Source organism: Roseateles sp. P5_E11 (genome assembly GCF_054049355.1).
In genome coordinates this window covers 1-10,151 of sequence record NZ_JBFUMO010000183.1, presented here as the reverse complement: position 1 = coordinate 10,151, position 10,151 = coordinate 1, and the positions used below count along the sequence as shown (strand labels likewise).

Below are 10,151 nucleotides of genomic sequence, written 5' to 3'. Positions count from 1 at the left end.
CGCACCTTCTGCATCCATGATGCGGGCGAAGCGGCCGTCCAGCACGGCGGCGGTGCGGGCGCGGAGCTGGGCGGGCGTCAGGGGCGAGCCGTCGGGGTGTTGCATCGTGAACGTGAGTGTCGCCTCGGGCACGTAGATGACCTCCCAGCCGAGGTCCGACGCATGGCGGGTCGTCGTCTCGCAGCATTGCTCGGTGCGGATGCCGCTGATGACGAGCTGGCGGATGCCCTGCTGCGTCAGCCACACGTCCAGGCCGCTGCCGACCAGGGCGCTGTGGCGGGTCTTGTGCACGGTCAGGTCGGCCTTGAAGTCGCGCAGGCCTTCGAGCGGGCGCACATGGCCGCTTTCCAGGCTGAAGGGGTCGGCGCCGGTCGCATCGGGCTGCACGTGGAAGACGCGCACGATGGGCAGGCCGGCGGCCTCGAAGCCCTCGATGAGGCGGTTTTGCGCGGCCAGGTAGGCAGCAAGGCCGTCGGTTTCGAAGCTGGGGCGCTGGGTGAAGGAGTGCTGGACGTCGATGACGATGAGGGCAGTGGTCATGGTGGGCCTCGTTGTTGGTTGAGGCCTTCAGTGTTCCGCTATCATGCATCCGCCGCCACGCGCTGGCAGACGGAGATGGATCAATTCAGGACAAACCTAGAGCGCTCAGCAGCTCGGCCGGCGTGTAGGGCCGGCGGCGCTTGGGCCAGGACTCGACGAGGTTCAGCATGCGCGCACTCAGCGGTGCGCTGCGTCCCTGGCTGCGCGCCAGGCGGACGATCTCGCCGCACAGCGCGTCGATCTCCGTCGTGCGGCCCTGGGTCAGGTCGTCGGCCATGCTGGAGCGGGCCTTGGCATCAATGCGCAGCATGCGCGCGGCGGCCAGGCGGAAGATGAAGGTCGGCATGCGCAGCAGCGTGATCAGCCGGCGTGGCGGCAGTGGCGTGAGCTGGGCGACCGGGCGCTGCGCGGCGTTCAGCAGGTTGAAGGCTTCCTCCTGCAGCGCCGCCAACACGCGGCGGTAGCCGCGCTCCAGCAACTCGTCGCGCAGCGGCCGGCCGGACAAAGCATTGACGGGGTTGTTCAGGTTCAGCAGCAGCTTGCCCCATTGCACCGGTGCCAGGTCCGCATACAGCTCCAACCCCATACCCATGCGGGCCAGGGCCGTCTGCCAGGCGGCCAGGGCCAGATCCTCGGCCGAGCCCTCGGCCGCGAGCGACCCACCGGTGCCACGGTGGTAGCGGCCGGGTCCGATCTCGGCGATGTTGTAGGGCACCATGCCCGCATGCCAGTGCAGCTGTGGGGCGGCGGCGCGGGCGGCGTCGGCATTGGCGATGCCGTTCTGCAGGCTGACGACGGGCGTGCCCAGCGGCAGCGTCAGGCCCAGGGCCGTGGCGGCTTCGGCGGTGGCGCCAGACTTCACGCACAGCAGCACCAGGTCGGGCTTGAGGCCGGCGGGCGGTTCCTCGTGCAGGCGCAGGTCGAGTGCTGGGATGTGGCGGTCCAGGCCGTCCTGGTCGGTCAGGCGCAGGCCGTGCTTGCGCAGGTTGGCCAGTACGCGCGGGCGGCCGACGAAGTGGACCGGCACGCCGGCCAGCTGGGTCAGGCCACCGACAAAGCAGCCAACGGAGCCGGCGCCCATCACAAGAACGCCGGTCATGGGTTCAGCGGATCAGACGGGGTGAGCCAGGTCGCGCAGATGCGTCGGCCCCACGCGGCGTTCGATCTCGGCCAACAGCGCACGGCCCCAGCCCAGCATGAACATGCCCTCGCCGACGACGAACATCGGGCCGACGAGGAGGCCGACGAGGTCGTCGACAAAGGCTGGCTTCTTGCCTTCGTAATAGTGGCCAATGAACTGGAACACCCAGCCGACCACGAAGCTGCCGACACCGATGACCAGCCAGCTCGTCATCGAACCCTGGGCCGCGATCATCGCCAGTGCCGTCAGCATGCCGTTGACGACCGTGGTGGCCACGCCGAGCGCCAGGTTGCCGCGCGTCAAGTACCAGAGCGCGCTGAGGGCCCACAGCACGATGGCCGCATTCATCGGCGCGTCGCCCACTGAGAACTCGGCGCGCGCCAGCAGCACGCTGATGGCGAAGACGATGAGGGGAATACCGACGAAATGGGTCGCGATGTTGCGGCGGTCGCGGTGATAGGCGGCGTATTGCGCCATCAGGTCGAGGGCGGGGCGGAACAGGCTGGCCATGGGCAGGCTCCGTTGAGGAGGATGGTGGCTATGCTAGTCCAGCATGGCGCAGCATCGTTGTGCGCCGGCTTACAAAATCCCTCGGAGAACCCCTGAGTTGAGTGTGCAAACGACACCGAAGCGCCGTCTGTTACTGATGGCGACGCTGGCCGCGCTGGCCGGTTGCGCCAGCCCGCCGCCCGCCCGCGTGACGGCGGAGGCCACCGGAAACGAGCTGCGCATCCTCGTCTTTCGCGGCGGCACGGCGGCGCGCCTGGGCCACAACCACGTGCTGCGAACCGGTGACTTGCGCGTGGACTGGCCGGCGGCCGGACCGATGCTGAGCTTCCGGCTGGACGCGCTGGAGATTGACCCGCAGGCCTTGCGTGAACGCCTGGGGCCGGCCTTTGCCAGCACCGTTGACAACGAGGCGCGCGCCGGCACGCGCGCCAATCTGCTGAAGGCGCTGGATGCGGCGGCCCACCCGGAGGTCGTCGTGCGCACGCTGCAGCTGCTCGGCGAGGGCGGCCAGCGCGTCGTCGAGGCGGAGATCACCCTGCATGGCGCGACGCGCAGGCAGTGGTTCGTCGTCGAGATCGCAGCCAAGCGTGCGCGCGGCGAGGTGGTCATCCGGCAGAGCGACTTCGGCATCCAGCCGTTCACCGTGCTGGGCGGGCTGCTGGCGGTGCAGGACGCGCTGGTGGTGCAGTTCGAGCTAGTCGAGCCGTAAAACCATCAAGTCCTTGGCCAGCCTGCGCCCGTCGGGCAGGCGTATCGCGTCCGGCAAACATCCATAGCGCACGAAGCCCTGGCTCTCGTAGAGACCGATGGCACCGCGGTTGGTGGACGTCACGCTCAGCGTGACCTGGGCCAGGCCGGGCGTGGCCTTGAGCTTGGCGATGGCCGCGATGAGCAGGGTCCGACCGATGCCGCGACCGCGATGGGTGTCGGACACCATCATGCCGATCAGGTGGGCGATGTGCTGCACCTTCACACGCGGTTCGCGTTCGCAGGTCAGCGCGCCGACGAGGCGGGCGTCGTCCAGCGCCACCAGCGTGAACAACGTGCCGCCCTTGCTGCCGCCGGCCAGGCGGTTGCGGTAGCTGGACAGGTCGCGCTGGCCTTCGGTCTCGGCGTCTGACGTGAAGGCCTCGGGGTGGCCGGCCAGCATGGCGTCGCGCAGCGCTTTGTAGGCGAGCAGGTCGGGCTCGAGCATGGGACGGATATGGGCCTCAGTCATGCAGATCGGTGAGGTGGTTCAAGTTGGCGAAGGCGGTTTCGTCGTCGAAGTGTGCGATGCCATGGGGCCGGCCGCTCATCCAGCCGAGCACGGCCCGACCAGCGGCGTCGAGATGGGCTCTCAACGGTTCGCGCAGTCGGGCATGCAGCAGCGCATGGGTCGGGTGTTCGCGCCCGGCCTGGGCGAAGGCGAGGCCATGGGGCTTCGCGACGGCCAGCAGGCGCCGGGCCAGATCCAGCGGCAGGTGAGGGCAGTCGCAAGGCGCGGTCAGCAGCCAGGCGTCGTCGGGGAGGGCGTCGAGGCCGGCCAACATGCCGGCCAGCGGGCCGGCGAACTCAAGCCCAGGCGGGTCAGGCAGCACTTCGTGGCCCAAGGCGCGGTAGCTGTCCAGGTTGCGGTTGGCGCTGATCAGCACATGGCGCGCCTGCGGTGCCAGGCGCTCGATGACGTGACTGACGAGCGGGCGGCCGTGCAACAGCTGCAAGCCCTTGTCCGCACCGCCCATGCGCGAGCCGCGCCCGCCGGCCAGAACGAGGGCGTGAAGCTCATCCACCGATGTAATGCATCTCGACGCGGCGTTCGCCATCAGGCGTCGGATCGCCCTGGCCGCGCAGCTGCGAATAGCGGTCCGCGCGGCCGCTCCAGACACCGGCGATGGCACTGGCGAGTTGCCCGTCGGTGACCGATTCCTCACCACGCAGCAGGCCGCGCAAATCATGCCCGCGATGGGCGAACAGGCAGGTGTAGAGCCGCCCCTCGGTCGACAGCCGGGCGCGGTTGCAGTCGCCGCAGAAGGCCTGGGTCACGCTGGAGATGAAGCCAATCTCACCGGCGCCGTCGGCATAGGCCCAGCGCTCGGCCGTCTCGCCTGGAGCGCTGTGCGACAGCGGCGTGATGGGGAACTCCGCCGCGATGCGCCGCTGCACCTCGCTACTCGGCAGCACCTGGTCCATGCGCCAGCCGTTGGTGGCGCCGACGTCCATGTATTCGATGAAGCGCAGCACGATGCCGCTATGCCTGAAGTGGCGCGCCATCGCCAGGATCTGGTCGTCGTTGACGCCGTGCTGCACGACCATGTTGACCTTGATCGGCCCCAGGCCCACGGCCTGCGCCGCGTGGATGCCGGCCAGCACGTCCGCCACGGGAAAGCCGACGTCGTTCATGCGTTGGAAGACGGCGTCGTCCAGCCCGTCCAGGCTGACGGTCAGGCGCTTCAGCCCGGCGGCCCGCAAACTGGCCGCCTTTTTCACCAGCGTCGAGCCGTTGGTGGTCAGCGTCAGGTCCAGCTCGCGGCCATCGGGCGTGCGCAGCTGGGCCAGCATCCCGATCAGGGTTTCGAGGTGGCGGCGCAGCGTCGGTTCGCCGCCGGTGATGCGCAGTTTTTCGACGCCCAGGCCGACGAAGACCCGGGCCAGCCGCTCGATCTCCTCAAAACTGAGGAGATCGGCATGGGGCAGGAATTCATGGTGTTTGTCAAAAACCTGCTTCGGCATGCAGTAGCCGCAGCGGAAATTGCAGCGGTCCGTGACCGAGATGCGCAGGTCACGCAGCGGCCGGCCTAGCACGTCGGCCAGTGGGAGACCGGTCTGGCTGGCCAAGGCCGGCGGCTCGACGCGTAGCGAGCGAGCGTCGTGCAGGGGAATCACGCGGGCGGTCATGCCGGGATTGTGTCAGCGGGCGAATCTCCTGGCACTTGCGGCGGTTGCCCGGGCGCGTTTGAATCGGCACGAATGGCCGAGATCCTTCACCCCGACCTGCCGCAGTTCATTGCGTTTGGCGAAGCGCTGACCGATCTGATCCGCATCGGGCCGGACCGCTGGCGCAGCGCCTGCGGCGGTTCGCCCTGGAATGTGGCGGTCGCGATGTCGACGCTGGGCCAGCTGAGTGCCTTTGCCGGTGCCATCAGCCAGGACCCTTTCGGTGCCGAGATCTGGCAGTGCAGCCAGGAGGCCAACCTGGACATGCGCTTCATTCAGCAGTTGGCACGGCCGCCGCTGCTGGCTGTGGTGCACGAGGTCGACCCGCCGCGCTATTTCTTCATCGGCCACGACAGCGCCGACCTGCATTTCCGCCCCGAAGGCCTGCCCATGGGCTGGACGCGTGGGCTGCGCTGGGCCCATTTCGGCAGCCTGGGCCTGGTGCGCCAGCCGCTGGCGGGGCGGCTGCTGTCACTGGCTGAGGCGCTGAAGAGCGAGGGTCGTCTCATCAGCTACGACCCCAACTTCCGCGCGCCGCCGATGGACGCGAGCTACGACGACACGCTGGAGCAGATGTGCCGGCTGGCCGATGTCATCAAGGTGTCCGACGAGGACCTGCGCGGGTTGTTCCGCGTGCCTGACTACCGCTCAGGCCTGGCCCAAATCGCCGCTTGGAACCCTGGTGCCTGGCTGCTGCTGACGCGCGGCGAGGTGGGGGCGACGCTGTATCACGGTGTCGAGGAGGCCACGGGCCGGCCGCCGCGAGTGGACGTGGTGGACACCGTTGGCGCCGGCGATTCGGCCCTGGCCGGCCTGCTGGACAGCCTGATGCGCAATGCCGGTGCGCCAGCCGGGCATCACCTGCGGTGGGCTCTGGCAGCCGGGGCTGCCGCCTGCACGGTGGCCGGTTTTGCGCCGCCGCGGCCAGCCCTGGTCACTGCGCTCGCGGACCGCGTTGAGATCGCCAAAGACTAGGGTTTTCCCTGGCACTACTTGATCCCAATCCCGTAGGCTCCTACGATTAACCGACCGGTCGGTAGAGAAATTCCATGTCCGAACACCTGATCCAGATCGAACAGCATGGTGGCGTGCGCCTGCTGCGCCTGAACCGCCCCGAGGCGCTCAATGCCTTCACTGCGGCCATGCTGGGCCAGCTCCGCCAGGCACTGGAAGCGGCGGCCGAGGACAGCGCCACGCGCTGCGTGCTGATCACCGGCGCCGGCCGCGCCTTCAGCGCCGGCCAGGATCTGGCCGATCCGCATGTGGCGCCCAGCCGCGAGCCCGGTGCGGCTCCGAAGGACATCGGCCACATGCTGGATCACTACTACATCCCGCTGGCGCTGCGGCTGCGCAGCATGCCGGTGCCGGTGGTGGCCGCCGTCAACGGCGTGGCGGCCGGCGCTGGCGCCAACATGGCCTTCGGCTGCGACCTCGTGCTGGCGGCCGAGAGCGCCAGCTTCCTGCAGGCCTTCTCCAAGATCGGGCTCCTCCCGGATTGCGGTGGTACCTGGCTGCTGCCGCGGCTGGTGGGCCGTGCCAAGGCGCTGGAGCTGGCGTTGCTGGGCGACAAGCTCAAGGCAGTGGACGCCGAGCGGCTGGGCCTGATCGCACGTGTGCTGCCCGACGCCGAATTGCAGGACACCGCCATGGCCATCGCGCAGAAGCTGGCCGGCATGCCCACGCGCGCCCTGGTCGAGACGCGCCGCGCGCTGGACGAGGCACTGAAGCTCGACTTCGAGCCCGCCCTCAAGCTCGAGGCGGCCTTGCAGAGCCAACTCGGCTTTTCGCATGACTATCTCGAAGGCGTGGCGGCGTTCATGGACAAGCGCAAGCCCGAGTTCAAGGACCGCTGATGGATGCGCAAGCCGTTGCCGAAAAGGTCCGCGACGTCATGCTCACCGCCGATGCGGCGAGCAAGATGTTGGGCATGCAGATCGCCGAGGTCGGCCCCGGCCGCGCGGTTGCGGCGATGACGGTGCGGGCCGACATGCTGAACGGCTTTGCCATCTGCCACGGCGGCCTGATCGCGACGCTCGCGGACTCCGCCTTTGCCTTTGCCTGCAACAGCCGCAATGCGCTGACGGTGGCCTCCGGCTTTGGCATCGATATCCTGAAGTCGGCCAGGCTCGGCGATGTGCTGACCGCCACCGCCGAGGAAACATCGCTGGCCGGCCGCACGGGGCTTTACGACATCACCGTGAAGAACCAGGACGGTGATCTCATCGCCGTGTTCCGTGGCCGCTCATACCGGTTGGGCGACAGAAAGGTGTTCGAAGCATGACGGTCAAAGGTCCGCGCCCCGGAGAGCTCGAAGCCATCGAAACCGCCAGCCGCGATGAGCTGCAGGCGCTGCAGCTCGAACGCCTGCGCTGGAGCCTGCAGCACGCCTACGACCATGTGCCGCACTACAAGGCCAAGTTCGACGAGGCAGGCGTGCATCCGTCCGACCTGAAGACGCTCGCCGACCTGGCGAAGTTCCCGTTCACGACCAAGCACGACCTGCGTGCCAACTACCCGTTCGGCATGTTCGCGATGCCGCGTCAGCAACTGGCGCGCATCCACGCCTCGTCCGGCACGACGGGCAAGCCCACGGTGGTGGGCTACACGCTGAAGGACATCGACAACTGGGCCAACCTCGTCGCGCGCTCCATCCGCGCCGCGGGTGGCCGCGCAGGCGATCTGGTGCATGTGGCCTATGGCTACGGCCTGTTCACCGGCGGCCTCGGCGCTCACTACGGCGCCGAGCGGCTGGGCTGCACGGTCATCCCGATGAGCGGTGGCCAGACCGAGAAGCAGGTGCAGCTGATCACCGACTTCAAGCCTGACATCATCATGGTGACCCCCAGCTATATGCAGGTGCTGGTGGAGGAGTTCAGCCGCCAGGGGCTGGACGCACGCGAGTCGTCGCTGAAGGTCGGCATCTTCGGCGCCGAGCCCTGGACCGAGGCGATGCGCAAGGACATCGAGGCCAGCGCCGGCATCGACGCGGTGGACATCTACGGCCTCTCGGAAGTGATGGGCCCGGGTGTCGCCAGCGAGTGCATCGAGAGCAAGGATGGCCCGGTCATCTGGGAAGACCATTTCTACCCCGAGATCATCGACCCCGAGACGGGCGAGGTGCTGCCCGACGGGTCCGAAGGCGAGCTGGTCTTCACGTCGCTCTCCAAGGAAGCGATGCCCGTCATCCGCTATCGCACCCGCGACCTGACGCGCCTGCTGCCGCCCACGTCCCGCAGCATGCGCCGCATGGGCAAGATCGTCGGCCGCAGCGACGACATGCTGATCATCCGCGGCGTCAACCTGTTCCCGACCCAGGTCGAGGAGCTGGTGCTGCAGGAAAAGGGCCTGGGCGGGCAATACCAGCTCGTGGTCAGCCGTAACGGGCCGCTGGATGAGTTGTTGATCCGCTGCGAGCTGGCGCTCGGCGCCACCGACGACGGCATTGGACGTAGGCTGTCGGAGCGCATCAAGAACCTGATCGGTGTGACGGCGACCATCCAGGTCGAGCCGAACAATTCCATCGAACGCACGCTGGTGGGCAAGGCCCGGCGCGTCGTCGATCAACGCAAGAAGTGATGAATGCAAAACACAGCCACAGAGGCACAGAGACACGGAGGAATTCAGAAGCCTCTTCTCTGTGTCTCAGTGCCTCTGTGGCTTTGTTCGTGTTTTTGAATCGAGGAGCTTGATATGTACACGCAAGCAATGGACCTGATGGCTCGCGAGGCCAAGCCCAAGGTCGTCAAAAGCGCCGAGGAGCTGGCCCGCGAGGAAGCGTTTGAAGCTCGCATCGACGCTGGCGAATTCATCGAAGCCAAGGACTGGATGCCCGAGCACTACCGCAAGACGTTGGTGCGCCAGATCAGCCAGCACGCGCACAGCGAGATCGTCGGCATGCTGCCCGAGGGCAACTGGATCACGCGCGCGCCGACGCTCAAGCGAAAGGCGATTCTTCTGGCCAAGGTGCAGGACGAGGGCGGCCATGGCCTCTACCTCTACGCCGCCGCCGAGACCCTGGGCACCAGCCGCGACGAGATGACCGAGGCGCTACTGTCGGGCAAGGCCAAGTACAGCTCCATCTTCAACTACCCGACGCTGACCTGGGCCGACATCGGCGTCATCGGCTGGCTGGTGGACGGCGCGGCCATCATGAACCAGGTGCCGCTGTGCCGCTGCTCCTATGCGCCGTATGCGCGGGCCATGATCCGCGTCTGCCGCGAGGAGAGTTTTCATCAGCGCCAGGGTTACGAGAGCCTGCTGACCATGATGCAGAAGGGCACGGACCAACAAAAGGCCATGGTGCAGGACGCGGTGAACCGCTGGTGGTGGCCGTCGCTGATGATGTTCGGCCCGGCCGACAAGGACTCGCCCAACTCCGAGCAGAGCATGCGCTGGGGCATCAAGCGCGTCACCAACGACCAGCTGCGCCAGAAGTTCGTCGACGCGACCATCCCACAGGCCGACATCCTCGGCGTGACCGTGCCCGACCCCGCGCTGAAGTGGAACGCCGAGCGTGATTCGTACGATTTCGGCGAGATCGACTGGAGCGAGTTCTGGCGCGTGGTGGGTGGCGAAGGCCCTTGCAACCGCGAGCGCCTTGCCGCCCGCAACAAGGCCTGGGACGACGGCGCCTGGGTGCGCGACGCGGCCCTGGCGCATGCGCGCAAGCAAGCCGTTAAACAAGAGGCAGCGTGATGAGCAATCCGAAGAACGACCCGACGCTGGGCCGCCCCGAGTCGGGTGGCACCCCCTCGGGGGGTGTGGCCGGCGTACCCGCCGGTCCGGGGGCAAGGGAATGGCCTTTGTGGGAAGTATTTGTCCGCAGCAAGGCGGGCCTGGACCACAAGCATTGCGGCAGCCTGCACGCGGCCGATGCGCCCATGGCCATCCAGATGGCGCGCGACGTCTACACGCGCCGGCAAGAGGGCACCAGCATCTGGGTCGTGCGCTCCGAGCAGATCGTCGCCAGCGACCCGACCGAGAAGGGCAGCCTGTTCGACCCGGCCGACGACAAGGTCTACCGCCACCCCACGTTCTATGAGCT

At 67.8% G+C, this 10,151-nt stretch carries 13 protein-coding genes; 7 read left to right on the top strand and 6 right to left on the bottom strand.

Annotation, left to right across the window (positions count from 1 at the left end; genetic code table 11):
- The 3 genes from ACXJKR_RS15155 to ACXJKR_RS15145 form a co-directional block, all read right to left on the bottom strand.
- Nucleotides 1-540, bottom strand: a 540-nt coding sequence (locus ACXJKR_RS15155; RefSeq protein ID WP_457323525.1) for a cysteine hydrolase family protein, incomplete at its 3' end; no start/stop codon positions are given.
- Between the two features lie 85 nt (nt 541-625).
- Nucleotides 626-1,639, bottom strand: coding sequence for a 2-dehydropantoate 2-reductase (locus ACXJKR_RS15150; RefSeq protein WP_457323524.1), 1,014 nt, complete (start codon nt 1,637-1,639; stop codon nt 626-628).
- Nucleotides 1,640-1,651: 12 nt separating this feature from the next.
- Nucleotides 1,652-2,191, bottom strand: a complete 540-nt coding sequence (locus tag ACXJKR_RS15145) for an Mpo1 family 2-hydroxy fatty acid dioxygenase (protein ID WP_056195208.1) — start codon at nt 2,189-2,191, stop codon at nt 1,652-1,654.
- A 103-nt stretch (nt 2,192-2,294) separates the two neighbouring features.
- Between ACXJKR_RS15145 and ACXJKR_RS15140 the strand changes: the two genes are divergently transcribed.
- Entirely contained in the window at nt 2,295-2,900 is a 606-nt protein-coding gene (locus ACXJKR_RS15140; RefSeq protein ID WP_235531909.1) for a YceI family protein, read from the top strand.
- Here ACXJKR_RS15140 and ACXJKR_RS15135 read toward each other — a convergent pair.
- From ACXJKR_RS15135 to moaA, 3 genes are read right to left on the bottom strand one after another with little or no spacing between them, the layout of a single operon-like run.
- Nucleotides 2,886-3,410 (bottom strand): GNAT family N-acetyltransferase, encoded by a 525-nt coding sequence (locus ACXJKR_RS15135; protein ID WP_082532541.1) that lies wholly within the window; start codon nt 3,408-3,410, stop codon nt 2,886-2,888. The two genes, ACXJKR_RS15140 and ACXJKR_RS15135, sit on opposite strands and share 15 nt — an antisense overlap.
- Nucleotides 3,403-3,963 carry a molybdenum cofactor guanylyltransferase MobA gene (mobA, locus tag ACXJKR_RS15130; protein ID WP_235531910.1) on the bottom strand — a complete coding sequence of 187 codons (561 nt, stop codon included), beginning with the start codon at nt 3,961-3,963 and terminating at the stop codon, nt 3,403-3,405. Before mobA ends, ACXJKR_RS15135 begins: the two co-directional genes overlap by 8 nt.
- Nucleotides 3,956-5,068 carry a GTP 3',8-cyclase MoaA gene (moaA, locus tag ACXJKR_RS15125; RefSeq protein ID WP_056195220.1) on the bottom strand — a complete coding sequence of 371 codons (1,113 nt, stop codon included), beginning with the start codon at nt 5,066-5,068 and terminating at the stop codon, nt 3,956-3,958. The genes mobA and moaA overlap by 8 nt, the downstream gene beginning before the upstream one ends.
- Before the next feature lie 72 nt (nt 5,069-5,140).
- Here moaA and ACXJKR_RS15120 point away from each other — a divergent pair, with 72 nt between their 5' ends.
- The 6 genes from ACXJKR_RS15120 to paaB form a co-directional block, all read left to right on the top strand.
- Nucleotides 5,141-6,082: a carbohydrate kinase family protein gene (locus tag ACXJKR_RS15120; protein WP_056195223.1), complete on the top strand. Its 942-nt coding sequence runs from the start codon at nt 5,141-5,143 to the stop codon at nt 6,080-6,082.
- 74 nt (nt 6,083-6,156) lie between these two features.
- Nucleotides 6,157-6,960, top strand: a complete 804-nt coding sequence (locus ACXJKR_RS15115) for an enoyl-CoA hydratase-related protein (protein WP_457323523.1) — start codon at nt 6,157-6,159, stop codon at nt 6,958-6,960.
- Nucleotides 6,960-7,388, top strand: coding sequence for a hydroxyphenylacetyl-CoA thioesterase PaaI (gene paaI / locus ACXJKR_RS15110; RefSeq protein WP_457323522.1), 429 nt, complete (start codon nt 6,960-6,962; stop codon nt 7,386-7,388). Before ACXJKR_RS15115 ends, paaI begins: the two co-directional genes overlap by 1 nt.
- Nucleotides 7,385-8,683 (top strand): phenylacetate--CoA ligase PaaK, encoded by a 1,299-nt coding sequence (gene paaK / locus ACXJKR_RS15105; protein ID WP_457323521.1) that lies wholly within the window; start codon nt 7,385-7,387, stop codon nt 8,681-8,683. Before paaI ends, paaK begins: the two co-directional genes overlap by 4 nt.
- A 114-nt stretch (nt 8,684-8,797) precedes the next feature.
- Nucleotides 8,798-9,802 carry a 1,2-phenylacetyl-CoA epoxidase subunit PaaA gene (gene paaA / locus ACXJKR_RS15100; RefSeq protein ID WP_056195235.1) on the top strand — a complete coding sequence of 335 codons (1,005 nt, stop codon included), beginning with the start codon at nt 8,798-8,800 and terminating at the stop codon, nt 9,800-9,802.
- Nucleotides 9,802-10,151: 1,2-phenylacetyl-CoA epoxidase subunit PaaB (gene paaB / locus ACXJKR_RS15095; protein WP_457323520.1), on the top strand; the 350-nt coding region annotated here is incomplete at its 3' end. The genes paaA and paaB, both read left to right, overlap by 1 nt.

Coding starts and splice junctions, on each gene's coding strand:
- paaA (WP_056195235.1), top strand. CDS start 8,798: ATGTACACGCAAGCAATGGACCTGATGGCTCGCGAGGCCAAGCCCAAG.
- paaI (WP_457323522.1), top strand. CDS start 6,960: ATGGATGCGCAAGCCGTTGCCGAAAAGGTCCGCGACGTCATGCTCACC.
- ACXJKR_RS15145 (WP_056195208.1), bottom strand. CDS start 2,191: ATGGCCAGCCTGTTCCGCCCCGCCCTCGACCTGATGGCGCAATACGCC.
- ACXJKR_RS15120 (WP_056195223.1), top strand. CDS start 5,141: ATGGCCGAGATCCTTCACCCCGACCTGCCGCAGTTCATTGCGTTTGGC.
- moaA (WP_056195220.1), bottom strand. CDS start 5,068: ATGACCGCCCGCGTGATTCCCCTGCACGACGCTCGCTCGCTACGCGTC.
- ACXJKR_RS15115 (WP_457323523.1), top strand. CDS start 6,157: ATGTCCGAACACCTGATCCAGATCGAACAGCATGGTGGCGTGCGCCTG.
- ACXJKR_RS15150 (WP_457323524.1), bottom strand. CDS start 1,639: ATGACCGGCGTTCTTGTGATGGGCGCCGGCTCCGTTGGCTGCTTTGTC.
- paaK (WP_457323521.1), top strand. CDS start 7,385: ATGACGGTCAAAGGTCCGCGCCCCGGAGAGCTCGAAGCCATCGAAACC.
- ACXJKR_RS15135 (WP_082532541.1), bottom strand. CDS start 3,410: ATGACTGAGGCCCATATCCGTCCCATGCTCGAGCCCGACCTGCTCGCC.